Annotated in this window: 30 protein-coding genes, 1 tRNA gene and 1 pseudogene; 22 read left to right on the top strand and 10 right to left on the bottom strand. The window is 40.7% G+C overall.

Going from position 1 to position 23,604, the window contains the following annotated elements; translation table 11 throughout:
• Positions 1–38 precede the first annotated feature (38 nt).
• Positions 39–476, top strand: coding sequence for a hypothetical protein (locus OFO01_RS02475; protein ID WP_270858602.1), 438 nt, complete (start codon positions 39–41; stop codon positions 474–476).
• A gap of 130 nt (positions 477–606) precedes the next feature.
• Here OFO01_RS02475 and rlmN read toward each other — a convergent pair whose 3' ends face one another.
• Genes rlmN through hisF form a run of 3 tightly spaced genes read right to left on the bottom strand, consistent with a single transcriptional unit; the run spans position 607 to position 2,941 of the window.
• A complete protein-coding gene (gene rlmN, locus OFO01_RS02465; RefSeq protein WP_270858600.1) occupies positions 607–1,674 on the bottom strand; it encodes a 23S rRNA (adenine(2503)-C(2))-methyltransferase RlmN in 1,068 nt (355 codons plus the stop codon).
• Positions 1,671–2,180 carry a purine-nucleoside phosphorylase gene (locus tag OFO01_RS02460; protein ID WP_333720420.1) on the bottom strand — a complete coding sequence of 170 codons (510 nt, stop codon included), beginning with the start codon at positions 2,178–2,180 and terminating at the stop codon, positions 1,671–1,673. The genes rlmN and OFO01_RS02460 overlap by 4 nt, the downstream gene beginning before the upstream one ends.
• A gap of 2 nt (positions 2,181–2,182) precedes the next feature.
• The gene (hisF, locus tag OFO01_RS02455; RefSeq protein ID WP_270858598.1) at positions 2,183–2,941 is read right to left on the bottom strand and encodes an imidazole glycerol phosphate synthase subunit HisF; all 759 of its coding nucleotides are present in this window, start codon (positions 2,939–2,941) and stop codon (positions 2,183–2,185) included.
• Between the two features lie 87 nt (positions 2,942–3,028).
• Here hisF and rsmA point away from each other — a divergent pair, with 87 nt between their 5' ends.
• The 6 genes from rsmA (at position 3,029) to ybaK (ending at position 8,610) form a co-directional block, all read left to right on the top strand.
• A complete protein-coding gene (rsmA, locus tag OFO01_RS02450; RefSeq protein ID WP_270858597.1) occupies positions 3,029–3,832 on the top strand; it encodes a 16S rRNA (adenine(1518)-N(6)/adenine(1519)-N(6))-dimethyltransferase RsmA in 804 nt (267 codons plus the stop codon).
• Positions 3,813–5,867: a ribonuclease J gene (locus OFO01_RS02445; protein WP_270858596.1), complete on the top strand. Its 2,055-nt coding sequence runs from the start codon at positions 3,813–3,815 to the stop codon at positions 5,865–5,867. The genes rsmA and OFO01_RS02445 overlap by 20 nt, the downstream gene beginning before the upstream one ends.
• A gap of 10 nt (positions 5,868–5,877) precedes the next feature.
• Positions 5,878–6,837: a KpsF/GutQ family sugar-phosphate isomerase gene (locus OFO01_RS02440; protein WP_270858595.1), complete on the top strand. Its 960-nt coding sequence runs from the start codon at positions 5,878–5,880 to the stop codon at positions 6,835–6,837.
• 1 nt (position 6,838) lies between these two features.
• Complete coding sequence (locus tag OFO01_RS02435) at positions 6,839–7,609, top strand: pseudouridine synthase (RefSeq protein ID WP_270858594.1); 771 nt, start codon at positions 6,839–6,841, stop codon at positions 7,607–7,609.
• 173 nt (positions 7,610–7,782) lie between these two features.
• Entirely contained in the window at positions 7,783–8,067 is a 285-nt protein-coding gene (locus tag OFO01_RS02430; protein WP_270858593.1) for a hypothetical protein, read from the top strand.
• Positions 8,068–8,118: 51 nt separating this feature from the next.
• Positions 8,119–8,610: a Cys-tRNA(Pro) deacylase gene (ybaK, locus tag OFO01_RS02425; RefSeq protein ID WP_270858592.1), complete on the top strand. Its 492-nt coding sequence runs from the start codon at positions 8,119–8,121 to the stop codon at positions 8,608–8,610.
• Positions 8,611–8,654: 44 nt separating this feature from the next.
• On the opposite strand, the gene OFO01_RS02420 is transcribed toward ybaK, so the two are convergent.
• Genes OFO01_RS02420 through OFO01_RS02410 form a run of 3 tightly spaced genes read right to left on the bottom strand, consistent with a single transcriptional unit; the run spans position 8,655 to position 11,088 of the window.
• Complete coding sequence (locus OFO01_RS02420; RefSeq protein WP_270858591.1) at positions 8,655–9,608, bottom strand: hypothetical protein; 954 nt, start codon at positions 9,606–9,608, stop codon at positions 8,655–8,657.
• The gene (locus OFO01_RS02415) at positions 9,605–10,528 is read right to left on the bottom strand and encodes a DUF3137 domain-containing protein (RefSeq protein WP_270858590.1); all 924 of its coding nucleotides are present in this window, start codon (positions 10,526–10,528) and stop codon (positions 9,605–9,607) included. Before OFO01_RS02415 ends, OFO01_RS02420 begins: the two co-directional genes overlap by 4 nt.
• On the bottom strand, positions 10,528–11,088 hold the full coding sequence (locus tag OFO01_RS02410; protein ID WP_270858589.1) for a LemA family protein: 561 nt from the start codon (positions 11,086–11,088) through the stop codon (positions 10,528–10,530). The genes OFO01_RS02415 and OFO01_RS02410 overlap by 1 nt, the downstream gene beginning before the upstream one ends.
• A gap of 115 nt (positions 11,089–11,203) precedes the next feature.
• Here OFO01_RS02410 and OFO01_RS02405 point away from each other — a divergent pair.
• Positions 11,204–11,280 (top strand) — tRNA-Met (locus OFO01_RS02405).
• 32 nt (positions 11,281–11,312) lie between these two features.
• On the opposite strand, the gene OFO01_RS02400 is transcribed toward OFO01_RS02405, so the two are convergent.
• A complete protein-coding gene (locus OFO01_RS02400; RefSeq protein WP_270858588.1) occupies positions 11,313–12,209 on the bottom strand; it encodes an AraC family transcriptional regulator in 897 nt (298 codons plus the stop codon).
• Between the two features lie 138 nt (positions 12,210–12,347).
• Between OFO01_RS02400 and OFO01_RS02395 the strand changes: the two genes are divergently transcribed.
• Positions 12,348–13,490, top strand: coding sequence for an iron-containing alcohol dehydrogenase (locus OFO01_RS02395; protein WP_270858587.1), 1,143 nt, complete (start codon positions 12,348–12,350; stop codon positions 13,488–13,490).
• A gap of 42 nt (positions 13,491–13,532) precedes the next feature.
• Here OFO01_RS02395 and OFO01_RS02390 read toward each other — a convergent pair whose 3' ends face one another.
• Both OFO01_RS02390 and purM read right to left on the bottom strand, forming a co-directional pair.
• Positions 13,533–13,976, bottom strand: a complete 444-nt coding sequence (locus tag OFO01_RS02390; RefSeq protein WP_270858586.1) for a tetratricopeptide repeat protein — start codon at positions 13,974–13,976, stop codon at positions 13,533–13,535.
• Between the two features lie 29 nt (positions 13,977–14,005).
• Entirely contained in the window at positions 14,006–14,989 is a 984-nt protein-coding gene (purM, locus tag OFO01_RS02385) for a phosphoribosylformylglycinamidine cyclo-ligase (RefSeq protein WP_270858585.1), read from the bottom strand.
• A gap of 81 nt (positions 14,990–15,070) precedes the next feature.
• Here purM and coaE point away from each other — a divergent pair, with 81 nt between their 5' ends.
• From coaE to OFO01_RS02360, 5 genes are all read left to right on the top strand, one after another.
• A complete protein-coding gene (gene coaE / locus OFO01_RS02380) occupies positions 15,071–15,667 on the top strand; it encodes a dephospho-CoA kinase (protein WP_270858584.1) in 597 nt (198 codons plus the stop codon).
• Positions 15,664–16,515: a diaminopimelate epimerase gene (locus OFO01_RS02375; protein ID WP_270858583.1), complete on the top strand. Its 852-nt coding sequence runs from the start codon at positions 15,664–15,666 to the stop codon at positions 16,513–16,515. Before coaE ends, OFO01_RS02375 begins: the two co-directional genes overlap by 4 nt.
• A 9-nt stretch (positions 16,516–16,524) precedes the next feature.
• On the top strand, positions 16,525–16,899 hold the full coding sequence (locus OFO01_RS02370) for a VOC family protein (protein WP_270858582.1): 375 nt from the start codon (positions 16,525–16,527) through the stop codon (positions 16,897–16,899).
• 83 nt (positions 16,900–16,982) lie between these two features.
• The gene (locus OFO01_RS02365) at positions 16,983–17,384 is read left to right on the top strand and encodes a hypothetical protein (protein ID WP_270858581.1); all 402 of its coding nucleotides are present in this window, start codon (positions 16,983–16,985) and stop codon (positions 17,382–17,384) included.
• 573 nt (positions 17,385–17,957) lie between these two features.
• Positions 17,958–18,293 carry a hypothetical protein gene (locus tag OFO01_RS02360; RefSeq protein WP_270858580.1) on the top strand — a complete coding sequence of 112 codons (336 nt, stop codon included), beginning with the start codon at positions 17,958–17,960 and terminating at the stop codon, positions 18,291–18,293.
• Here OFO01_RS02360 and OFO01_RS02355 read toward each other — a convergent pair whose 3' ends face one another.
• Entirely contained in the window at positions 18,294–19,418 is a 1,125-nt protein-coding gene (locus tag OFO01_RS02355) for an AAA family ATPase (protein ID WP_270875516.1), read from the bottom strand.
• A 236-nt stretch (positions 19,419–19,654) separates the two neighbouring features.
• On the opposite strand from OFO01_RS02355, the gene rpsJ reads away from it, so the two are divergent.
• The 8 genes and pseudogenes from rpsJ (at position 19,655) to rpsC (ending at position 23,603) form a co-directional block, all read left to right on the top strand.
• The gene (rpsJ, locus tag OFO01_RS02350) at positions 19,655–19,966 is read left to right on the top strand and encodes a 30S ribosomal protein S10 (protein WP_270858578.1); all 312 of its coding nucleotides are present in this window, start codon (positions 19,655–19,657) and stop codon (positions 19,964–19,966) included.
• 11 nt (positions 19,967–19,977) lie between these two features.
• Positions 19,978–20,556, top strand: coding sequence for a 50S ribosomal protein L3 (gene rplC, locus OFO01_RS02345; RefSeq protein WP_270858577.1), 579 nt, complete (start codon positions 19,978–19,980; stop codon positions 20,554–20,556).
• Positions 20,553–21,167 (top strand): 50S ribosomal protein L4, encoded by a 615-nt coding sequence (rplD, locus tag OFO01_RS02340; RefSeq protein ID WP_270858576.1) that lies wholly within the window; start codon positions 20,553–20,555, stop codon positions 21,165–21,167. The genes rplC and rplD overlap by 4 nt, the downstream gene beginning before the upstream one ends.
• Before the next feature lies 1 nt (position 21,168).
• Positions 21,169–21,450 (top strand): 50S ribosomal protein L23, encoded by a 282-nt coding sequence (locus OFO01_RS02335; RefSeq protein WP_270858575.1) that lies wholly within the window; start codon positions 21,169–21,171, stop codon positions 21,448–21,450.
• Between the two features lies 1 nt (position 21,451).
• Positions 21,452–22,282 carry a 50S ribosomal protein L2 gene (rplB, locus tag OFO01_RS02330; protein ID WP_270858574.1) on the top strand — a complete coding sequence of 277 codons (831 nt, stop codon included), beginning with the start codon at positions 21,452–21,454 and terminating at the stop codon, positions 22,280–22,282.
• Positions 22,283–22,284: 2 nt separating this feature from the next.
• A complete protein-coding gene (rpsS, locus tag OFO01_RS02325) occupies positions 22,285–22,566 on the top strand; it encodes a 30S ribosomal protein S19 (protein WP_270858573.1) in 282 nt (93 codons plus the stop codon).
• Between the two features lie 10 nt (positions 22,567–22,576).
• Positions 22,577–22,888 (top strand): annotated as a pseudogene (gene rplV / locus OFO01_RS02320) (50S ribosomal protein L22); the annotation flags it as partial.
• A 19-nt stretch (positions 22,889–22,907) separates the two neighbouring features.
• Positions 22,908–23,603 (top strand): 30S ribosomal protein S3, encoded by a 696-nt coding sequence (gene rpsC, locus OFO01_RS02315; protein WP_270858572.1) that lies wholly within the window; start codon positions 22,908–22,910, stop codon positions 23,601–23,603.
• Position 23,604: the final 1 nt, after the last annotated feature.

Here is a 23,604-nt window from a genome sequence, read left to right as displayed (position 1 = left end):
TTGAATTGTATTCAATAATTTCATTAAAAGGATTTTCTATGAAAAAATCATACTTAGTCTATGGAGTAGTTTTATCTTTTGTTTTGGCTGGTTGTAATTATACTCCGCCACCGAAACACTCAGACATATATTTAAATGATGAAGCTAAAAGCGTTTTACTTAGCGAAGGAACTATGGTAAATTGCCGTGTATTAGGACAGGTTGAAGGCAAAGATGAAAGATATGAAGGAGAATATCCGCCTGCGATTTACACGCAACTTGATGATAATGCAAAAAATGATTTGAGAAACAATGCTTCTGTGTATAATAAACAAGATAGATTGATAAGCGTTAGAATTTTAAATAAAGAAATTCATTGCTTTGACCCAAGACTTGGCTGGACAAATTGCAGTAGCGCATATATGAAAGCATACCCTAATAGTGAAGTAAAATATTTAAAATATAAAGGTGAAATTTTAGATTGTGGCGAAAGATAAGCTCAAAGAATTTGCGAATTTTTAAATTTTAAATTCGCAAATTTACTCTTTTTTCTCGTTCAAAACTACGAACAAAATTCCGCCAATGCCTACAACTGCGACAATGGCGATGAAAACAATTTCGATTATATCAAGTGTGCTCATTTTTGTTTCTTTCTTTGAGTTGTCCGCACGCAGCACTTATGTCAAGCCCTTTGCTTTGGCGAATCGTGCAGGTTACGCCATGCGCGCTGAGATAATCTTGGAATTTCACCATATTTTCGGTGCTTGGGCGCAGATACGGGCTTCCTTCGTGCGGGTTAAAGTATATCAAATTTACCTTTGCTTTTATGCCGTGAAGTAGCTTTACAAGGGTTTTTGCGTCGCTAGGGCTATCATTTACGCCGCCCATGACAAGGTATTCAAACATCACTCGCTTTCGCATATCTATGGGGAAATTTCGCACGGCGTCCATAACCGAAGCTATGTTGTAGGCTTTGTTTATCGGCATTAGCTTAGCGCGAAGCTCGTCGGTTACGGCGTGAAGTGAAATGGCTAGTAAAACGCCCAAATCCATTTTGCCAAGTTTTTTTATCTGCGTGGCAAGACCGCTAGTGCTGATAGTTTGGCGGCGCGGAGCGATAGCTAAGCCGTCATTTTCTTTTAGAATTTGCACAGCTTTTGAGACATTTGCTAGGTTATCAAGCGGTTCGCCCATACCCATATATACGACATTTACGCGTCTTTCGTAAGGGATTTGGTTTGCGATTTTTATGTATAAAATTTGTCCTACGATTTCACCTGCTGTGAGATTTCGCACAAATCCGCCTTTGGCAGTCAGGCAAAATGCACAGCCCATTTTGCAACCAACTTGCGAACTAACGCAGATTGTGTATCTTGCATGGCGTGAAATTTTGCCGTTTTCGTCGGCGACTTCATCTTTCATAGGAAGCAAAACGCTTTCTATGGTTTTGCCGTCTTTTAGCTCGAAAAGATATTTTTTGCTTCCGTCGATACTCTCTTCGCATTTCACGCATTTTACAGGGTCTAAATAGAAATTTTCGCTTAAATTTGCCCTTAATTCCTTTGGTAAATTTAGCATTTCGTCGAAATTTTTAACACCTTTTTTGTAAATCCACTCGTAAATTTGCTTGGCTCTAAATTTTGGCGTTACAAGCTCGGATAGTTCATCAAGTGTGAAATCTAGGATATTTTTCAAATTATTCCTTTTTGTTTTAAGTGATTTTCTAATATTTCTTTGGCTTTTGCGTGATTTTTCAAAAAATCTGCGTGTGCGTTTTGGTTGCAAAAATTCGTCGCGACGAAAATTCCGCGAGCTGGGATTTTGAAACTTTCGGCGACTTTGACGACAGAGTAAAATTCCATATTTTCGATTTTGTAGCCGAGTGTGGCGAATTTTTGCGCGCAAATTTCGTCTGTGGTGATGAAATTTGATGAGTTGCAAAATGTTTCATATGAAACATTTGGGTCAAAAATCGGGCTGTATGAATAGCCTAAAAGCTCGGAAATTTCGTGGTTTGTGGCCGTTTCGCACTCAAAAATATCAAAAATTTTACCTTCGCCATATAGACCGCAACTGCCTATAAACAAAATTTCGCTATGTTTTTCGCTCGCTAAAATTTTGGTTAAATTGACAGCGCAATCCACGAGCCCCACGCCGACAGCGCGCGCGAAGTCGAATTCTTCGCCATTTCCTGCGCACACTATCAACTTCGAACCCTTATGCCGTTTTGCAAAAGATAGGCTTTTAAATCTTTGATTTTTATCTCGCCGAAGTGAAAAATGCTCGCCGCTAGTGCCGCGTCAGCCCCACACTCAAAGGCTTCTTTAATATGCTCCATATTTCCTGCACCGCCACTTGCGATGACGGGGATTTTTAGCATTTTGCTAATTTTGCCCGTGACTTCTAAATCAAAGCCATTTTTGGTGCCGTCGCAGTCCATGGAAGTGAGCAAAATCTCCCCTGCACCGCGGTTTTGCACTTCCTCTGCCCACGCGTAGGCGTCCAGGCCCGTATCCTCTCTGCCACCTTTGACAAAGACATTGTAGCCCTCGCCAGTTCGTTTGACATCGATTGCCACGACGACGCATTGAGAGCCAAATTTTTTCGCTGCTTCGTCGATTAAACCTGGGTTTGCGATAGCCGATGAGTTTAGGCTGACCTTGTCGCAACCCACATCCAAAAGTCGCGAAATATCGTCGATTTTGCGGATTCCGCCACCCACGGTTAGCGGGATAAAAAGCTGTTTTGCCACGCTTTCGACCACATGCACGATAGTGTCGCGATTCTCAAAACTAGCCGTAATGTCTAAAAAACAAAGCTCGTCTGCGCCCTCGTCGTTATAGCGTTTTGCGATTTCGACAGGATCGCCTGCGTCGCGTAAATTTACGAAATTTACGCCCTTTACCACACGCCCATTTTGCACATCTAGGCATGGAATTATTCGTTTTGCAAATGTTTTCAAAATTTTGCCTTTTAAAATTTTTGTAAATTTTAGCCAAATTTCGCTTATATAACCATTTTATAAGTAAAAATTGGATAAAATCTCTCGATGATAGTTGCAAAGAAAAAATTCGGACAAAATTTTTTAAAAGATAGTTTGATTTTAGACAAAATTATCCAATCGATTCCCAAAAATGCTGAAAATATCGTAGAAATTGGGCCTGGCTTGGGTGATTTAACTCGTAATCTTTTAAAGAGTTATAAAGTAAAAAGTTTCGAAATTGATAATGATTTATATCAGATTTTGTGCCAAAATTTCGCCACAGAGATAAAAAACCGCGATTTGGAGCTGGTTTTGGGCGATGTTTTGGAAATTTGGGAAAATTCTCTTAGCGAAAAACCATATTTTTTGGTTGCGAATTTGCCGTATTATATCGCGACAAATATAATCCTGCGAGCCATTGAAGACCCGCTGTGTGAGGGTTTGGTCGTAATGGTGCAAAAAGAGGTCGCGCAGAAATTTTGCGCAGTTTCTGGGAAGCGGGAATTTGGCGCGATTTCGGTTTTGGCTAGCCTCTGTGGCGGGGCGCAGTATCTTTTCGAGGTGCCTCCACACGCTTTCGAGCCAGCTCCGAAGGTCATTTCGGCCGTGATGAGGATAGAAAAGACGCGCAATCCTTTCCAAAGCGTGGAGCAAAAGCGTGAATTTGAGGCGTTTTTGAGAGTGTGTTTCGCCTCTCCTAGAAAAACACTAGCCAAAAATCTAAGCGCAATTGCGTCCAAATCAGATATAACCCAAATTTTCGAAGAACTAGAAATTTTTGAAAACACAAGACCGCACGAGTTAAATTTCGCCTTATTTTTAGATATTTTTAAAAAATTAAAGGTGAAAAATGGAAGAGAAAAAAACTAACAACCAAGCGCAAAACTCTGATTTTACAGGCCCTGAGCGCTTAAAAAAGGTAAATAGACGCCGCAGACACAGGGAAAATTTAAAAAAATCGTTTGATGAGAGCAAAAATCAAAAAGACGAGCAAAAAACCCCAGCAAACGAAAATAAAAAAAATAAAAAATCAAAAAGCGAAAAAGCGCAAAATTTAGCTAGCGAAACAGCCGTGCAAAGCCCAAATTCAGAAGAGGGCGCTAAAAAGAAAAAACGCTCTAAACGCAAGACAAATATGCCAAAAAGCCTAACCGGTACCGAGCCATGGCATGTGGCTATGGACGAGGCAATCGCGGCGAATAAGGCCATGCACGAAGCAAGGCTCTATCCGCTAAAAAATGCGAGCTCGGCTGAGACTATCCGCATAACTCCGCTTGGCGGACTTGGCGAGATTGGCGCGAATATGACGATTTTCGAGACCGCTACGAGCGCGATTATCGTCGATGTGGGTATGAGTTTTCCGGACGATAATATGCCTGGCGTGGATATTTTGATCCCTGATTTTAGCTATGTTCGCAAGATCGCTGACAAAGTCAAAGGTATCATCATCACGCACGCGCACGAAGATCACATTGGCGCAATGCCGTATTTTTTCAAGGAATTTCAATTCCCAATCTACGCTACGCCACTACCTTTGGGTATGATTTCAAACAAATTTGAAGAGCATGGCTTAAAGGCGGAGCGAAGCTATTTCCGCCCAGTGCAAAAGCGCAAAATTTACAAAATCGGCGATTTTGAGGTCGAATTTATCCACATAACGCACTCGATTATCGACGCTAGCGCGCTTGCGATTACCACAAAGGCCGGCACGATTATCCACACGGGCGATTTTAAAATCGATCACACCCCAATCGACGGCTATCCGACCGATTTAAACCGCTTGGCGCATTATGGCGATCGTGGCGTAATGCTACTGATGAGCGATAGCACGAATTCTCACAGAGACGGCATTACCAAATCCGAAAATTCAGTAGGCAGGACATTTGACGGCATTTTTGCTAGCTCGAAAGGGCGCGTGATTATGAGCACATTTAGCTCGAATATCCACCGTGTCTATCAGGCGATCGAGCGCGGTGTGAAATACGGCCGCAAGGTCTGCGTGATAGGGCGAAGTATGGAGCGAAACCTATTTACGGCAATGGAGCTAGGCTATGTCGAGCTTGATCGTAAAATTTTCATCGATCCAGATGAGGTCAGCAAATACCCTGATAATGAGGTCTTAATCGTAACCACAGGCTCTCAGGGCGAGACTATGAGCGCGCTGTATCGCATGGCCACAGACGAGCACAAATACATAAAAATCAAACCAACTGATCAAGTTATCATTTCGGCAAAGGCGATTCCAGGTAACGAAAACAGCGTCTCAACCGTGCTAAATTTCTTGCTAAAAAGCGGTGCAAAGGTGGCGTATCAGGATTTCAGCGAAATCCATGTCAGCGGACACGCTGCCCAAGAGGAGCAAAAACTAATGCTTCGCCTAATCAAGCCGAAATTTTTCCTACCAGTCCATGGCGAGTATAACCACATAGTCAAACACCGCGAAACTGCGATAGAATGCGGGATTGATGAGAAAAATATCTATCTGATGAACGACGGCGATCAAATGGAGATTTGCGAAAAATACCTAAAACGGGTCAAAACCGTCAAAACTGGCAAGGTTTTCATTGACAATCAAATCAATAAGCAAATTTCCGATGAAATCGTAAAACACAGGCAAAATTTGGCCGACGCTGGCGTGGCTGTAATCATCGCTCAAATCGACAAAACAGCCAAAAAGCTTATCAAATCTCGCGTCATTACCTACGGGCTTGTCGCAGAGTCGCAAACATCTGCCTTTACCAAGGATATGGAAGGCTTAATCGAGCAGTTTTTGGCAAATATGAAAACCGAAATTTTGCTTGATAACCGCGTGTTAGAGTCGCAAATTCGCCAAGCCGTGCGAAAGCACATTTTTAGAAAAACGAAAAAATATCCGACAATTGTGCCGGTTATTTACCTAATGTAAGGGGCATTTTATGGGCATTATACAAAACGCAAAAGAGGTTTTAAGGCTCGAAGGTAGCGAGCTTTTACGCCACGCAGAGCTTATCGGCGATGAAATCGAGAGAGCTGTAAATTTGATTTTAGAGTGCAAAGGCAAACTAATCGTAACAGGCGTGGGCAAAAGCGGACATATCGGCGCGAAAATCGCTGCTACTTTGGCAAGCACAGGCACGCCTAGCTTTTTCATGCACCCCACAGAAGCCCTGCACGGCGATCTTGGTATGGTCGGCAAAGATGATTTGGTTTTGGCGATTAGTTTTAGTGGCGAGAGCGAAGAGCTGGTTCGAATTTTGCCACACATTAAGCGATTTGGCGTAAAAATCATCGCAATGGCAAGTAACAAAAATAGCTCTTTGGGGCGAATTTGCGACGAATTTATTAGTCTTAAAATCGAAAAAGAAGCTTGTCCGCTTGGGGCTGCGCCTACGGTTTCTACCACGCTAACATTAGCGTTAGGAGACGCGTTAGCCGTGTGCTTAATGAGTGAGCGAAAATTTCAAAAAGAAGATTTCGCAAACTTCCACCCGGGCGGAAGTCTTGGCAAACGCCTTTACCTAAAAGTCGCCGATGTCATGCGAACTAACGATTTGCCGATTGTTAGTGAGAGTGTTAGTCTAAAAGAAGCCATAAATGCGATGACGCACGGCAAACTAGGCACCGTTTTGCTAACTAACGCTAACGGCAAACTAACGGCGATTTTAAGCGACGGAGATTTGCGACGGGCTTTGATGAGCGAGAATTTTAGCCTTGAAGAAAGCGCGATTAAATTTGCTACAAAATCGCCAAAAACCATTGAAAATTCGAAAATTTTAGCTTCAAAAGCACTTGAAATGATAGAAAAATTCAAAATTCAGCTTCTTGCCGTTACGGACGAAAACGGCACCCCAATCGGCACCGTGCATATCCACGACCTTAAAAACATAGGGCTGTAAAATGGAAAAAATGCGTTTAAATAAATTTATCTCGCACAACACGGGCTATTCACGCCGTGAAGCCGACGAGCTAATCAAAAACGGCAAAGTTAGCATAAACGGGCGAGTTGTTAGTGAGTTTGTCGAAGTCAGCGGCGAAGAAAAAATCCGTATAAATGGGCGTTTGGTCAAGAAAAAAACCGAATTTAGCGTGATTGTCTATCACAAACCAAAGGGCGAATTAGTCACCAAAAAAGACGATCGCGGTCGCAAGACGATTTATGACAGCTTGCCAAACGGATTTTCTAAATTTGTTAGTATCGGACGGCTTGATTTTGCCAGTGAAGGGCTTTTGCTATTAACTGACGCCCCTGCTATCGCCACCGCACTCATGAAAAGCGACATCGAGCGCGAATACTACTTAAAAGTCAAAGGCGAAGTAACCGACGAAGTCGTAACAGCCATAAAAGAGGGCTTTTACGCGGACGACGCCACAAAGGGCGCTCACGCCAAAAGCAAAATCAAATCAATGGAATTTAAGCCATTTTTGGCGTATCGCATAATGCCAAGCAGTGGTGGATATACCAAAATCAAAGCTATCATAAACGAGGGGCAAAACAGAGAGCTAAGGCGATTTTTTGGGTATTTTGACCTAGAAGTGGTAGATCTCAAACGCACGGCATTTGGGCGGGTTACGCTAGGGACTTTGAAGCCGGGCAAATGGCGATATTTGGATAGTAGCGAGTATGACGATCTGAGAGATTTTTTGAAACAAGAAAATATTCGTTATTGATTTTTTGAATTCATAAATTTAGGTTGAATTCAGCCTAGCTTTTGCGTGATTCGTCGTGTTTGCTTCGTTCGATAGGCAAAACAGCCTTATCTCACTCGCAAACACTCGAAAACACGCAAAATCGTCGGCATACGCCGTTTAAATTTATAAATTTTAAGGATACAAGACAATCTATGAGTAAAGAAAATATTATTAGATTTTTAAAAAATATTGCAAAAATCCATATTCCAGTTTTTATAATTCCTTTTATAGTTGAAAGAGAAGCAAATGTTATAGGATTTACAATTGTTTTTTGTCTTATAGGTTTAAGTTTGTTTTATTTTATATGTTTATTTGGTGTGGCTATCACAAGTGGAAAAGAAAATTCTAAAAAATTATCTTCATTTTTTGCAGATAATTTATTTTTTGGAATATGTTTATGGATATTGCTTGGAAGTTTAAATATTGCTTTGAGCTAAAAAAAATTTAAATTTTATGATTTGCAGATAAAAAATATAAAAGGCTTAAAAATGTCCAAAAAAATAGAAAAAACTAACGCTTGTCGCATACTTGACGGGCTGAAAATTCATTACGAAATACTTGAATACGAAGTAGATGAAAACAACCTTGACGCTGTGCATGTGGCAAATTCGTGCAAAAAGCCTATCGAGCAGGTCTATAAAACGATAGTTTGCGAGTGCGGAAACGAATATATCACGGCGTGTTTGCAAGGTGATTTAAGCCTTTATTTAAAGGCGTTAGCTAGAATTGCAAAAGTCAAACGAGCAGAGCTTTTGAGCTTAAAAGAGCTAACAAAAATCACAGGATATGTTAGGGGCGGTTGCTCGCCACTTGGCATGAAAAAGCACTTTCGCACATTTATCGACTCACGCGCGCTAACACAAACGCAAATTTGCGTTAGCGCTGGAATTCGGGGCAAACAAATTTGGCTAAATCCAAACGATTTAGCGACTGCCACAAAAGCCGAATTTGGCGAATTTGCCGTGAAATTAGAAGGCTAAATTTCAGCGCTCGAATTTACCCTAAATTTAAAAGCCAAATTTCGCTAAGAGCGCATTTCGTTTAGCAAAGCCGTAATCTTTGGCTCTTCGCTCGCTTTGATTTCGCTAGTGGCGAAGGATGCGAGATTTCGCGCGATTTCTATCATCATATTTATGCTTAAAATCACATTTGCGTTTTGGTTCGTGTCTATGCGAGTAAAGAGCGTGTCGTTCGAAACCGCGATAAATACGGAGTTGCTCACAGCGTGCATTTGCACTGGGGAGTTTAGGCTAATGCTGATGAGTTCGAGCGTGGTTAGGATTTTGCCGTCTTTTAAAACCTCGCTGTCAAAATTCTCGCCAGCGTAAATATCGAAAATATCGGACTTGGCGATATTTGCCTTTTGGAGTTTGAGATGCGGGGTTTGGAGCATAAACTCACCCTTGCCAATCGCCGAAAAATCGCTAGCAAAGGCGAGCGGATAGTCAAATTTCGCTATAAATCCAGTGTAAATTTTGCCGTCATTTATGCGCCCCCACTCGAATTTATCAAGTCCGAGCAAACTTTTTTTTCGTTTGTTAGTGCGTGTTAGCGCGGCGTCGCCAAATTTCGCCTCGATTTCACCTACTTTGCCTACTAGTGATCGTTTGCAAACGCATGTGTTAGCGTCTTTTTTAATCGGAAGCGAGCTTAAATCCTCTAAAAAAAATGCGCCAAAGGGCTTAAAAGTAAGCCCAGTTTCCTTGGCGATCCAGAGCAAAATTTCATTGTCAAACGCCTTGTCAAGCAGGGCTGAGAAGTGCTGTTTTTGGTTTTTGTCAAAATACGAGTGCGCCAAAATCCCGCAAATCCCAATCAAACAGCCCAAAATGATTTTAAATTTCAGCGAATATCCGCCACTTAAAATCAAAAATGCCAGCGCACAAACTACGCAAACGACGATAATTAGCCGTTTTTTCGCGCTCGCTTCATTTTCTAAAATCGTCTTTTTTTTCAGCTCAAACGATACTATACTCATATTTTCTCCACAAATGCTTTTTGATTATTTTTCAAAATTTTAGCCAAAATTTTAAATTTTTCCAACTCCTTTTTTAGCGTGACGGCTAGGGAGTTTTCGCCAAGGAGCGGGTATGAAATATTTGGCTCGAAGCTGTTTTTACCAAGCGCGATATATAGCCAAATTTTACCTCCCTCACACGCTAGGCTAAGTGGAGCTTTGAAATAATCCCTAAGTGCGATCAGCTGCTCCATAAATTTGGGCGTTAGTATGTAATGCGCGCTGATAGGATCATTTGAATATGTGCGGAAATAGTGCTCAAACTCAGCGTTATCCATACTAACGCGTTTTAGGTGTGAGTTAGCTCTGGCGTTAGTGTCGATGACATGGAGCGTGGAGGCGAAATTTTGGTTAAATTCGGCTATGAGCGTTATACCGTAAAACAGGGTTGTTAGTTTGGGCGTTTGTTTTTGGTTAGTGTTTGTTTGTGTTTGTTTGGCAAGATAAATATCGCAAAACTGCGCCCTCACGCCCTCGATCTCGCCAGCGAAAAAATCATCGCCCCTATACACGCTAAAACCGCTTTCGTAAAACCCGGGCGCGTTAAATTCGGCGAATTCGAAAAATTTCTTGCGCTCGTAGCTTAAATTTTCGTCTTTGGCGATTAGGCTTAGGATTTCGTCCTTAAAGCGCGCGTTAAAGGGCGTTATAAGCCTAGCGTGCGAAATACTAAAAAACATAAGCGAGGCAAAAACGCAAATTATGCTAGAAATGAGCAAATCAGGCACAAATCGTAGCAAAACGGGGAGCAGGACGAAAATGAGCGCAAAGGAAGCTACCTTTAAAATGCGTAAATTTTTAGCGATTTTTGCCCGTTTGGTTTCTAAAATTTCTAAATTTTGGATAATTTCTTCGTTTTTAAATTTTAAAATTTTTTCCATTATTTTAGCATTTCTGATAAATTTGGCGCGCGTTTTTCGCTCTCATCGGCGGCGAAAAATTCGCTTTTTTTGAAGTGAAAAAAGCTAGCGATGAGGTTTGTGGGAAACATTTCGCATGCGTTGTTATACACCATAACTGCGCCGTTGTAAGCGCGTCTGGCTGCGCTGATTTGCTCTTCGACTTCGCTTAGCGTGGCTTGGAGGTGAAGGACATTTTCGTTGGCTTTTAGCTCTGGGTAGTTTTCCACAGCGATTTTTAGTGAGCCAAGAGTGCGCGAGAGTTCGGCGTTTAGGGCGAATTTTTGCGCATCGTTTGTGGCGCTCATCGCTTCGCTTCGCAAAGCCGTGATTTTGCTCAATACTTCGCGCTCGTGCGTTAGGTAGGCTTTGACAGAGGCGAGTAAATTTGGGATCAAATCGTAGCGTTTTTTAAGCTGTGTATCGACGCTAGAAGCGATATTTGCGACCTGATTTCTCTTGGCAATCAAAGAGTTATAAATCCCAATAATGCTAAAAATCAAAACGGCAACAATGATTAAAAAAATAGTAAAACCGCCCATATTTTCCCTTTGAAAATGAAATTTTGCTATTTTAGCATAAATTATATTTAAAATTTTGCGCTTTTTAAATTTTATATAAGTAAAATTTGGATAAACTCCATTTTTCCTACAATGTGTCAAGGTAGCTCAGCTGGTTAGAGCGCTGGTCTCATAAGCCGGAGGTCGAGAGTTCAAGTCTCTCTCTTGACACCATTTTTTTTATACGATTTTAAATCACACCGATTTTAGCTCAGCGTCAATTCTTTTAGCGTTTGGATATGCGCTTTTGGGGGCAGTCCATACATGCGCGCGTATTCTCTGCTAAACTGACTCGTGCTCTCATAGCCCACATCAAACGCCACTTGCGAGACCGAAGTTGTGGTATTTAGCAGCATAAATTTCGCCTCTTCTAGCCTAATTCGCTTTTGAAATTCTAGCGGCGAAAGGGCGGTAAATTTTTTGAAATTGTGGTAAAAAGACGAAACGCTAATGCCGATTTTTTCAGCCAAATCGCTCATATTTATCGCTTCGTTAAAATGCGCTGAAATCTCGCTGATAGCGTGTGCGATTTGGTTTTGCATGGTGCCATTTAGGATAAATTTGTATAAGAAATTCGCAGCTCCCTCATCGCCACTCATCAGCGAATACAAAACCTCTTTTATAGATAGATTTACCAAATACTCGCTGTGCGCGCCACCTCGTTCTAGTAAATGCACCAGCCTAGCGATAGAATCAGCCAAATCGAAGCCGATTTTGCTCACATACAGGCTCTCTTTTAGCTTTTTTTTCGACGGGGTGAAATTTATGTTTTTGATCGCCTCTGCCAAATCATCGACTTTAAATTCGACAATAATTGACAAAAGTGGGCATTGTGTAACCCTGCCCGAAATCGGTATGTGAGTAGGGGTGAGCATGAATTGGTCTTTATTATAAAAATACTCTTTGCCATTAAATTTCACTAGCTTGTTTCCGCGTAGAGCGATACAGATACTAGGCTTGTAAATTCCGCTGCGAAACTCGGTAGTTTCGTCCGCGCGGTAAAATTTAATCTGCTCGATTTGTGTATCTATAATGCCGTAATTTGGATAATTTTTATCAATAAAATTTGCAATTTCATCTAAAATTTTGTTTTTATCCCTCATTTTTACCCCTTTTGAAATTTTGATTTATTTTAGCAAAGAATTTTAAATTTTGCAGAATTAGGCAATAAATTTGTAAAATTTGTCTATAAGAATTTTGTAAATTCGGTTATAATGTGCGAAATTTTTTAAAGGAGAATTATGGAAAATTTCAGTTTTAAAAACCCTGTGCAGGTCGAATTTGGCAAGGGCAAAGAGAAAAATATCGGCGAGTATATGGAAAAATACGGCGCGAAAAAGGCGCTTGTCGTCTATGGAAGCGATAGAGTGAAAAAATCTGGGCTTTTTGATACAGCCATAAATTCGCTCAAAGCGCACGGCATAGAATACGCTGAGCTTGGCGGGGTCAAAAGCAATCCAGTGCTTAGCAAAGTCCATGAGGGCGTGAAAATCGCGAAAGATTTCGGCGCAGATAGCGTGCTAGCAATCGGTGGCGGAAGTGTGCTAGATAGCTGTAAGGCAATCGCGGCAGGAGCGTGCTATGAGGGCGATGTGTGGGACTTTTTCTTCGCAAAAGAGGTTCAAAAAGCACTTATGATTTTTGACATTATCACACTTGCCGCGACTGGTTCTGAGATGAATAGAGGCGGCGTAGTTACAAACGAAGCGACAAAGCAAAAATTTGGCATAGACGGTCCAGCTTTGTTCCCAAAAGTTTCAGTCATAAACCCAGAGCTTCAAGCTACCGTAACGCCTGAGTATTTGGTGTATTCGGCTAGCGATATCATCGCACACTCAATCGAGGGCTATTTCACAGCCACAAAACACCCTGAAATCATCGACATGTATATCGAAGCAAACATCAAAACCGTTATGAAAACAACCGAAATTTTGCTTAAAAACCCTGATGATTACGAAGCTAGGGGCGATTTCGCATGGGCTGCGACAATGGCGCTAAATGGGCTAACTTATGTGGGCGTGAGCGGTTATAGCTACCCAAATCACATGCTAGAACACGCAATGAGCGCGGTGGTCGATTGTGCGCACGGAGCGGGGCTAAGCGTAATAATGCCAGCGTGGATGAAATGGTATAAGAAAAATAATGAAGCCAAATTTGCTCGTTTCGCCAAAGAGATTTTTGGGCTTGATAGCGCAGAGGCTGGAATTGACGCGCTTAAAGCGTGGTTTGATAAGGTTGGCACACCAACTAAACTTAGCCAGGTTAAAATTGATGATAGCAATGTAGGCGAAGTCATGGAAATCATCGTGCGAGACGCGCCAAAATGGGGCTTACCACAATACGACGCAAAAGCTGTGAAAGAGATTTTTGATCTAGCAAAATAGTTTGAAATTTGGCGGAATTTTAAAATTTCGCCAAAATTTAATTTAATATCCCTCTGATTTTAGCCGCTCGCAGGCTCCCCTATCTCCGTTTTTGCACCTGCTTCTGAAATGTTCGACTGATGCCAAACCTCTTTGATAAACACTGCAAGCATTATCGGCATGCTCTTTGTCGCAACATAGTTTTAGATATTTTAGTGCTTTTGCTGAATTTTTCTGTGTGCAATTGCCTCTTATGTAAATACCCGCTAACCTCAGGCAAGCGCCATAAAAAAAGGTTTCATCCGAATTACATATTTTTTCGTAGTATTTTATGGCTTTTGCGCCAACTTCAAAATTTTTGGTTTTATCGCAACTATTTTCTAAATTTGTCGCCAACTCAAAGCATTTATCTAAATTCCCAGCCTCGCACTTTTTTTCGAGCTGAGAAATTTGTGTGTTAGCAAACGCACTAACACACAAAACCAAACAAAAAACGAAATTTTTCATAAATTTGTTAGCCTTTGTTAGCGCGTGATTTACGCCATTATTACGCCATTTCCCTCGCATACTTCGCCGATAACATATCCGTCAGTGTTAGCTAACACAAAATCAGCGTTAGCCTTCGGTGCGACTAACACCAAACCCACGCCGTTATTAAATGTGCGCTCCATTTCGCTAGCTTCTACCTTTTTGGCTAAAATTTTAAAAATCTCAGGCGTTTTGATTGCGTTTTTCTCGATTTTTGCACCAAGTCCAGCAGGGAATACACGAGGCAGATTTTCTACCAAACCACCACCTGTGATATGCGCGCAGGCGTGAATTTTATCTTTTAAAGCCAAAAACTCTTTTACATAAATTCTAGTCGGTTCTAAAAGCGTGTCGATTAGGGTTTTTTCGCCGATTTTCTCGTCAAATTTCAGCCCTAGCTCAGAAACTACTCTGCGCGCTAGCGAAAAGCCGTTTGAGTGCAAACCGCTACTAGGAAGTGCAATCAAAACATCGCCACGCTCTACAAATTTCGTGCGATCTATCTCGTCTTGCTCGGCTATTCCTACGGCAAAACCAGCCAAATCGAAATCTTTGCCCTCATACATCGACGGCATTTCGGCTGTCTCGCCGCCGATTAGCGCGCACTTAGCCATTTTGCAGCCTTCGGCGATACCTGCTACTACGCGTTTTGCGCTTGCGATTTCTAGTTTTGCCGTAGCGTAATAATCTAGGAAAAATAGCGGTGTAGCGAAGTTGCAGATGAGGTCATTGACGCACATTGCGACTAGATCGATACCCACGCCGTCAAGCTTGTCTGTGTCGATTGCTAGGCGAAGTTTGGTGCCTACGCCATCTGTCGCGCCCAAAATCGCTGGTTTTTTATACCCGCTTGGTAGCGCGAACGCACCGCTAAATGAGCCAATTCCGCCAATCACGCCTGGGGTCATTGTGGATTTGACTAGGGGTTTTATACTTTGCACAAACTCATTTCCTGCGTCGATATCGACACCTGCTTCTTTGTAGCTAATCACGGTTTTTCCTTTTTTTGGATTTATTAGAAAATTAAATTATTTTAGCTAAAATTGCATAAAAACGCTATAAAGGGGTGTGAAATGGCATATAAAAATGGTTATGTAATCACAGGCTCGATAGGATCTGGCAAATCTAGCGTTAGTAAAATTTTGCGTGATTTGGGCTATCAAATCATCGACGCAGACGAAATCTCGCACCAGCTATTGGATAAATCCTGGATAGATATTTCAAAAATTTTTGGCAATGAATACATCATAAAAGACGGCAAATCCGTGCGAATCCGCAGGAAAAAGCTAGGCGATTTGGTCTTTAACGACAAGTCAGAGCTTGCCAAACTAGAAGCAATCTTGCACCCAAAAATCAAAGATCAAATTCTAAGACAATCTGAAATTTTAGAACACCTAAATAAGCCGTTTTTCGCCGATATTCCGCTGTATTTCGAGCGCCAAAAATACGATGAATTCGATAAAATCGTAGTCGTATATGCCCCACACGACTTGCTTATAGAGCGCATTATGGAGCGAAACGCACTAACGCGTGAGCAAGCCACGCTTCGCGTTAGTTTGCAAGCAGATATCGAATTTAAGCGCGCAAACGCAAATTTTGTTATAGAAAATGTTAGCGATAAAATAACACTTGAAAAAAATGTGAAAAAATTTTTAAAGGAGATCAATTGAATTTTTCAAAGTATAACGCATGCGGAAATGATTTTGTAGTAGTTGAGTTTTCACAAAGTGCCGAGCGTGGCAGTCTAGCTAGGGTGCTTTGCAACCGTGCAGAGGGTATCGGAGCCAACGGATTTATTTCGTTAAGCAACCAAAAAACCCCTGGAAGCAACGACAATAATATCATTGTGGAGTTTTACAACCCAGACGGCACCAGAAGCCCGATAAACGCAAACGCCGCAATGGTCGTGTGTATGTATGCTTACGAGCGATTTTTATCTGGCAAAAATGTGAAATTTAAAAACGACGCCAATGTAATAAACGGCGAAATTCGCGGATTTGACACAGGCAGAAGCGTGAGTTTTGGCACAAAAAAACGAGATTCAAATTTTGGTCAAATTTACGGCATGGGCTCAAACCGCGCAATCACGGCAAATGTCGAGGTCGAGTTTGATAATGTCAATCGCCTTGGCGAGGGATTTATGAGCAATGGCCACATGTGGTATTTATACGAGGTCGGTATGCCAAATGTCGTAACCTTTGTCAAAGATTTGAGCGCATACAACCACACCCTAGCTACCGAGTTTAGCGAGAAATTTAATGCCAATGTAAGTTATGCTGAGATGAGTAACACAGGGGTTAGGGTGCGCACATACGCACACGGCGCGAAAAAAGAGGTGCTATCATGCGGAACTGGCATAGCTAGCGCATATATCGCGGGCAGAGCGCACTATAATCTGAGCGAAAACGCAAATATGGCGTGCGTGAGTGGCGAAAAAATCGGCGTAAAAATGCGTGGCGAGACTGCGTGTATATCAGGCGATGTCAGACACCTTTTCGACGGCGATTTTATCGCGTAAAGGGCTAGCGTGAAAATCAAAAATATCGATCACTTTGTGATTTTAAGCGCAAATTTAGAGGCGACGCTGAAATTTTACGGCGAAATTTTGGGGCTTGAAATCGTGCAAAACGGCGCCAAAATGGCGGTGAAATTCGGAGATTCTAAAATCAATATCCACCAAAAACTAGCCGAATTTCTACCCGTAGCGAAAAATCAAACCTACGGCTCGGCTGATTTTTGCCTAATCGCGCAAGGGGACATCGATGAAATCGCGCGCGAAATCACCTCTCGTGGCGCTATGATCGAGCTAGGACCTGTGGAGCGAACCGGCGCACTTGGCAAGATGAAAAGCGTGTATCTATACGATCCAGACGGAAATTTGGTCGAAATTTCGGTTTATTAAATTTGATTTGGCGTAAATTTTGCAAAATTTGCGCCAAATTTGCCTTAAAATTTCAAAATTTCATAAATTTATCAAGGATTAAAATGAAAAAATTTCTTAAATTTGGCTTTGTGGTTTGCGTGGCTATGGGGCTTGCGGGCTGTGGCGACCTTTGTAGAACAGAGCCAAATGAAAAGGCAAGTAAAATTTTACATACCGAGATAAAAAATACAGATAAAAATTGGATGTATAGTTGTGGTTTTGTAACTGATTTGGAAGAATATGTTTTAAATATCTATGGATTTAATAATTTAGAATTAGAACAAATAATGAAAAATGTATCAGAATCTTCTAAAATTCAAGGTGTAAATATGAAAATATTGATTTACAAAACACCGCTTCATTTTTCTAGTAATTCTAATAATTCAGGGGTTACTTATAGTCGAGTTGTCAAGCCAAATGAAAAACCATTTTTAACGATAAAAATCAAAAATAAAGGAGAGTAAAATGCCAAAAGTTACGATTTACACAGATACTTGGATTGTTCCACATACATTTTAGGCGTTACGGACAGTAGAATTTGGCGCTAAAACATAGTTAATTTGCGCACGGAACCTGCGCCTCGCAATGGCGGCGAATTTAGTGTCTGTGAATTTTTAGCTCGTGGATTGCTTCGGCGTTTCGCGCTCGCAATGACAAATCGAAGTAAATTTGCACCATTGTCGAAGTGGTTTAGGGAAATTTATATTTTGCTTTTAAGTGTCATTGCGAGGGATTTTGCGCCAGCAAAATTCCGTGGCAATCTACAAAGCATAAATTACCAACCGCAAAAATGGCAAAATTTGAAATTCTAAAATTTCATGAAAATTAAAATTCTGCTATTTGTTATACTATTTATTTTAGCTTTGTAGATTGCTTCGTCGCTGTTTCACAGCTCCTCGCAATGACATTTAAATGCAAAATTTTGCATTTATAATAAAAGGCAAAATTTCGGCGCAGTATTCAAAATTTGCGTAAGCGAAATTTTAAAATAAAATTTAAAAGTTGTATAATCACGGACTTTATTTTAAGGATTAAAAATGAAAAAATTTTTGATTTTGTGCTTTGTTTTTATTGTAATGCAAGCTTCGCAAATAGGTGATGCGAAAAATGATTTTGTGTTAGCGATTAACCATTTTTACAAGTATTTTTTAGAAAACGGACAATTCGATGAGATGGCGCAAAATATGACAAAAATCGTGTTGCCGATTAAGGTAGATGGCGTAGTTTGCGTTGATTTTGATGTAAAAAACAAAAGCGAACTTGAAATAAAAATGAATAAAACTGATGAAAAATGTAGGGATTTTGCACGAAATAGCGGCAAAGTTATCGATATTAAGGGCGCACAAACTAAGGGCAAAATTATTACTCGATAATCACAACCCAAGTGCGAAGCTGTGAAACGGCACGACTTCGCACTTTATCCCCTCGATTTCAAGCGCGCCTGTATTTGCCATGGAGATCACGGCAAGGCGCGTGATTTTGAGCCGTTTTAGCTCCAAAATTAGCTTTTTAAATCTCAAAAACACAATCTCACTCGCGCTAAATGGCACGACCAAAACCCCTAAATTTCGGCTCGGCAGGTAAAAATCCAAATCCTTGGTGTAATAAATGGGTGCGCCTAAATTTGCCAGCTCGCAATACACGGCGTTTAAAAATTTTTTCACAAAATCCTTTTTGAAACCGAGAATTTCTTTGAGATTGAAATTCGAAAAGAACATCTTTTTCGCCGCTTTTTCATCGCCAAATTTTGGGATAAAATTTATGAAATTTTCATCGTCAAATTTCGCTATGGCGGCATAGACGCTGTCCTTTGAAATGCGGATTTTTTCCTTTAAGCTCATATAAATTTTATTTGCGCTAAATGACGCTGCGACGAAAGCCGCGCACTCTTTTAAAATTTTAATCTCGTTTGCGCTTAGAGCCGATTTTAGCGCGTTTTGCTCGGAATTTATGCTTGCTGCGTGGTGCAAAAGTGAGCCACCCACGCTACCGCCTTGTGAGAAAAATGCCGAAATAATGGCGTTTATCTCGCTGTGTCGTTTATCGAAAGCGATAAATTCCTCAAAACAAAGTGGCGTAATTTTTAGCTTTGCAAAATTTGCTAGCTCAAAGCTACTTTTGCGCGTTGAGATGATAATGCTTTGCAAATTTTGCGAGGCGGCAGAGTTTAGCAAATTTTGCAAATGCGAAATTTCGCCCGGCGAAATTTCATCTAAATTATCCAAAAAAAGCGCGATAATCTGCGAATTTTGCTCTAAAAATTTAAAAATTTTATCAAATTCATCGCTTAGATTTAAAAATTCATAGCGCAAATCCGCGAAATTTATATACAAAAATTCGCCCTTTTTGAAATTTGAAATATAATCAAACAAAATCAAACTTTTCCCAGCCCCAAGCGCGCCATAAAGTATAGTTTTGGGCGTATCAATGGAGGTTTTTCTAGCTATAAATTTCGCCTCTTCTGGCGGATTGTCATAAAAATATTCTAAATTTTGCATAAAACGCATTTTAAAATTTTCCTTATTAAAAGGAAATAAATTCAGCAAAATTTACAAAATTTTAAAATTTAAAAAATTTTGCTCTAAATTTCAGAATATTTCCTTATAAAAAGGAAAAAATTCTATAAAATTCACCGAATTTCTTGACAAAATTTTGCCTTTTTCATATAATCCCAGTCTTTTGTTTTTAAGGCAAAAGGTCACGCGTTGTGACAAGTTCTTTTTAAGGAAAGCAGATGCAAAAAATCAGGTTAAAGTTAAAAGCTTATGACCATAGGGTTTTAGATCGCACAGTTGCGGCAATTGTAGAAGCCGTCAAGAGAACAGGCGCCGATGTGAGAGGTCCAGTTCCAATGCCTACGAAGATCAAACGCTACACAGTCTTGAAATCTCCACACATTAACAAAGATTCGAGAGAGCAGTTTGAGATGAGAATTCACGCTCGTATGCTAGATATCGTAGCGGCAACCCCTGATACAGTTGATTCGCTAACTAAACTTGACTTAGCCCCAGAAGTTAATGTCGAAGTTCATGCGATGGGCAAATAAGGAGTTAAAGTATGGAATATATCGTAGAAAAAATAGGCATGAGTAGAACAGTCGGCATCAAAAGCACGCCTGTAACGCTTTTAAAGCTTATTAATACTAAAATTTGCGAAGTATGCAACGACAAGCAAGCTATCGTAGCTTACGCTAACGGCAAAGCATACAACAAATCTATCGCAGGAATTCAGAAAAAATATAGCCTAAGCAAAGAATTTAACAAATTCGCGACACTAAATGTCGAAAATGCTGAGGTCGGCGATCAAAGCACAGAAGTATTAAGCTCAGCTAAAATCGTAAAAGTTACTTTTACTTCAAAAGGTAAAGGTTTCCAAGGTGTTATCAAACGCCACGGTTTCTCTGGCGGTCCAGCAGCTCATGGCTCACGCTTCCACAGAAGACCAGGTTCTATCGGAAACTGCGAGTGGCCAGGTCGCGTCCAACCAGGTATGAGAATGGCAGGTCACACAGGCAATGAGACAATCACTGCTAAAAACGAGATAGTAAGCTTCGATGCTGAGAATAAAATTTTGGTAGTAAAAGGTTCTATCCCAGGATTTAATGGTGCAATGGGCAGAATAAGGATAGTAAAATGAGTAAAGTAAGCGTTCTTAATGAAAAATTAGAAAAAGCTAGCGAAATCGAGCTTCCTGCAAAATATGCAGAGGTAAATTCGCACAATTTATATTTATATGTAAAATCTTACCTTGCTTCACTTCGTGCAAATACGGCACAAACAAAAGGTCGTTCAGAAGTTAGCGGTGGTGGCAAAAAACCATGGCGTCAAAAAGGTCGTGGCGGTGCAAGAGCTGGTTCGACTAGAACAAATGTTTGGGTTGGTGGTGCGGTTGCATTTGGTCCGACAAACAACAGAAACTATGAGCAAAAAGTCAATAAAAAACAAAAACGCCTTGCGCTTGAATTTGCTATGAACGAAAAAGCAAACGAGGGCAAATTTTATGTTTTCGATAACCTAAGCGTAGAAAGCGGCAAAACAAAAGACGCTGCTAAATTTATCGAAAAACTAGGTGTAAGAGATGCTTTAATCGTTAAAAACGAGCTAGATGCACAAACACTTTTAGCATACAGAAATTTGAAAAATTGCTATGTAGTTGATGCTAGCGAAGTAAATGCTTATTTGGTTGCAGTATATAGCTCAATCGTATGCGAAAAAGCTGCATTTGAAACATTGGTGAAAGAGGACTAAAATGGCAGATATAACAGATATCAAAACTATACTTTATACAGAAAAGTCTCTTGGCCTACAAGAAAGTGGCGTAGTTGTTATCCAAACAAGTCCGTCAATGACTAAAAATGGACTAAAAAGCGTTTTGAAAGAATACTTTGGCATCGTGCCTGTAAAAGTAAATTCATTGCGCCAAGATGGTAAAGTTAAAAGATTTAGAGGAAGATTAGGCGTAAGAGATGATGTAAAGAAATTTTATGTCAAACTTCCAGAGGGTGCAACCCTAGAAAATGCGGAGGCGTAAGATGGCGATTAAAACATACAAACCATATACTCCAAGTAGAAGATTTATGACAGGCCTTAGCAGCGATGATATCACTGCAAAAGCAAGCGTTAGAAGCCTACTTGTAAAAATCCCAGCCGCTGCTGGTAGAAACAATAATGGTCGCATTACAAGCCGCCATAAAGAAGCTGGTGCTAGCAAACTTTACAGAATTATCGATTTCAAAAGAAGAAAATTTGGAATTCCAGGTAAAGTAGAGGCTATCGAATACGATCCAAACAGAAATTGTAGAATCGCTTTGATCTCTTATGCTGATGGCGAGAAACGCTATATCATCAGACCAAATGAATTAAATGTAGGCGATGTCGTTGCTTCTGCTGAGGCTGGACTAGATATCAAACCGGGCAACGCAATGAAAATGAAAAGTATCCCAGTGGGAACTATCTTGCACAATATCGAGCTAAAACCTGGCAAAGGCGCTCAAATGGCTAGATCAGCTGGTGGATATGCTCAACTAATGGGTAAAGAGGAAAAATATGTAATTCTTCGTTTGCCAAGCGGTGAGATGAGAAGAGTTTTGGCTGAGTGTATGGCTACTATCGGCGTTGTTGGTAACGAAGACTGGGCCAATGTCGTTCTAGGAAAAGCTGGCCGCAATCGCCACAGAGGAATTCGCCCACAAACCAGAGGTTCTGCTATGAACCCAGTAGATCACCCACACGGTGGTGGTGAAGGCAAGAAAAATTCAGGTCGTCACCCAGTTACTCCATGGGGCAAACCTACAAAAGGTGCGAAAACTCGTCGTAAAAAAGCTAGTGATAAGCTTATAATTTCTAGAAAGAAAGGAAAATAAAAATGGCTAGATCGCTTAAAAAAGGTCCTTTCGTAGATGATCATGTAATGAAAAAAGTAGTAGCTGCAAAGGCTGCTAACGATAACAAACCAATTAAAACTTGGTCAAGACGCAGCACAATCGTTCCTGATATGATTGGACTAACATTTAATGTGCATAATGGCAAAAATTTTATCCCAGTGTATGTTACAGAACACCACATTGGTTATAAATTAGGTGAGTTTGCTCCTACTAGAACTTTCAAAGGCCACAAAGGCTCAGTTCAAAAGAAAATCGGTAAATAAGGGGAAATAAATGAGTAAATCAACTATCAAATTTGTTCGCCTTTCACCGACTAAGGCAAGACTTATCGCAAAACAAGTTCAAGGCATGAACGCTGAATTTGCACTTGCTACATTGGAATTCACTCCAAATCGTGGTGCAAAATATATCGCTACTGCTATTTCAAGCGCAGTTGCTAATGGCGGTTTTGAACCAGAGGAAGTTATAGTAAAAAGTTGTCGCGTAGATGCTGGTCCTGTTCTAAAAAGATTTAGACCACGCGCTCGTGGAACAGCAAGCAGAATCAGAAAGCCAACTTCACACATTAGCGTTGAAGTAGCAAAACCAAGTAAGGAAGCGTAGTATGGGACAAAAAGTTAATCCGATTGGTTTAAGACTAGGTATCAATAGAAACTGGGAATCAAGATGGTTTCCTGCTAAATCAACACTATCAGAAAACATCGGCGAGGATTACAAAATCCGTAAATTCCTAAAAGCTAAACTTTATTACGCAGGAATTAGCCAAATTCTTGTTGAAAGAACAGCTAAAAAAGTTCGCGTAACTATCGTTGCAGCTCGCCCAGGTGTTATCATCGGTAAAAAAGGTGGCGAAGTAGAGAATTTAAGAGCCGAAGTTGTTAAACTAGTAAATAAAGATGTGAATTTAAACATCAAAGAAGAGCGCAAAGTCGGCGCTAATGCACTTTTGGCAGCTGAAAATGTAGCTATGCAATTAGAGCGCAGGGTTGCATTTAGACGCGCTATGAAAAAAGTAATTCAAGGTGCGCAAAAAGCAGGCGCAAAAGGTATTAAAATTTCAGTTTCTGGCCGCTTAGGTGGCGCTGAAATGGCTCGCACAGAGTGGTATTTAGAGGGACGCGTTCCACTTCACACTCTAAGAGCAAAAATCGATTATGGTTTTGCTGAGGCTCATACTACATACGGAAATATCGGTATTAAAGTTTGGATTTTCAAAGGCGAAATTTTGCAAAAAGGAATTCAAGCTGAAAAAACAGAAGAAGCTTCTAAAAAACCACGCAGAACAAGAAGAGGTAAATAGC

The sequence above is a fragment of the Campylobacter sp. JMF_01 NE2 genome (assembly GCF_027737365.1).
In the GTDB taxonomy this organism is placed as follows: Bacteria; Campylobacterota; Campylobacteria; order Campylobacterales; family Campylobacteraceae; genus Campylobacter_B.
Note: the sequence above shows the minus strand (reverse complement) of the source record. Positions and strands in the feature narration are given on the sequence as shown.

Coding starts and splice junctions, on each gene's coding strand:
- OFO01_RS02475 (WP_270858602.1), top strand. CDS start 39: ATGAAAAAATCATACTTAGTCTATGGAGTAGTTTTATCTTTTGTTTTG.
- rsmA (WP_270858597.1), top strand. CDS start 3,029: ATGATAGTTGCAAAGAAAAAATTCGGACAAAATTTTTTAAAAGATAGT.
- OFO01_RS02445 (WP_270858596.1), top strand. CDS start 3,813: ATGGAAGAGAAAAAAACTAACAACCAAGCGCAAAACTCTGATTTTACA.
- OFO01_RS02440 (WP_270858595.1), top strand. CDS start 5,878: ATGGGCATTATACAAAACGCAAAAGAGGTTTTAAGGCTCGAAGGTAGC.
- OFO01_RS02435 (WP_270858594.1), top strand. CDS start 6,839: ATGGAAAAAATGCGTTTAAATAAATTTATCTCGCACAACACGGGCTAT.
- OFO01_RS02430 (WP_270858593.1), top strand. CDS start 7,783: ATGAGTAAAGAAAATATTATTAGATTTTTAAAAAATATTGCAAAAATC.
- ybaK (WP_270858592.1), top strand. CDS start 8,119: ATGTCCAAAAAAATAGAAAAAACTAACGCTTGTCGCATACTTGACGGG.
- OFO01_RS02420 (WP_270858591.1), bottom strand. CDS start 9,608: ATGAGTATAGTATCGTTTGAGCTGAAAAAAAAGACGATTTTAGAAAAT.
- OFO01_RS02415 (WP_270858590.1), bottom strand. CDS start 10,528: ATGGAAAAAATTTTAAAATTTAAAAACGAAGAAATTATCCAAAATTTA.
- OFO01_RS02410 (WP_270858589.1), bottom strand. CDS start 11,088: ATGGGCGGTTTTACTATTTTTTTAATCATTGTTGCCGTTTTGATTTTT.
- OFO01_RS02400 (WP_270858588.1), bottom strand. CDS start 12,209: ATGAGGGATAAAAACAAAATTTTAGATGAAATTGCAAATTTTATTGAT.
- OFO01_RS02395 (WP_270858587.1), top strand. CDS start 12,348: ATGGAAAATTTCAGTTTTAAAAACCCTGTGCAGGTCGAATTTGGCAAG.
- OFO01_RS02390 (WP_270858586.1), bottom strand. CDS start 13,976: ATGAAAAATTTCGTTTTTTGTTTGGTTTTGTGTGTTAGTGCGTTTGCT.
- coaE (WP_270858584.1), top strand. CDS start 15,071: ATGGCATATAAAAATGGTTATGTAATCACAGGCTCGATAGGATCTGGC.
- OFO01_RS02365 (WP_270858581.1), top strand. CDS start 16,983: ATGAAAAAATTTCTTAAATTTGGCTTTGTGGTTTGCGTGGCTATGGGG.
- OFO01_RS02360 (WP_270858580.1), top strand. CDS start 17,958: ATGAAAAAATTTTTGATTTTGTGCTTTGTTTTTATTGTAATGCAAGCT.
- OFO01_RS02355 (WP_270875516.1), bottom strand. CDS start 19,418: ATGCAAAATTTAGAATATTTTTATGACAATCCGCCAGAAGAGGCGAAA.
- rpsJ (WP_270858578.1), top strand. CDS start 19,655: ATGCAAAAAATCAGGTTAAAGTTAAAAGCTTATGACCATAGGGTTTTA.
- rplC (WP_270858577.1), top strand. CDS start 19,978: ATGGAATATATCGTAGAAAAAATAGGCATGAGTAGAACAGTCGGCATC.
- rplD (WP_270858576.1), top strand. CDS start 20,553: ATGAGTAAAGTAAGCGTTCTTAATGAAAAATTAGAAAAAGCTAGCGAA.
- OFO01_RS02335 (WP_270858575.1), top strand. CDS start 21,169: ATGGCAGATATAACAGATATCAAAACTATACTTTATACAGAAAAGTCT.
- rplB (WP_270858574.1), top strand. CDS start 21,452: ATGGCGATTAAAACATACAAACCATATACTCCAAGTAGAAGATTTATG.
- rpsS (WP_270858573.1), top strand. CDS start 22,285: ATGGCTAGATCGCTTAAAAAAGGTCCTTTCGTAGATGATCATGTAATG.
- rpsC (WP_270858572.1), top strand. CDS start 22,908: ATGGGACAAAAAGTTAATCCGATTGGTTTAAGACTAGGTATCAATAGA.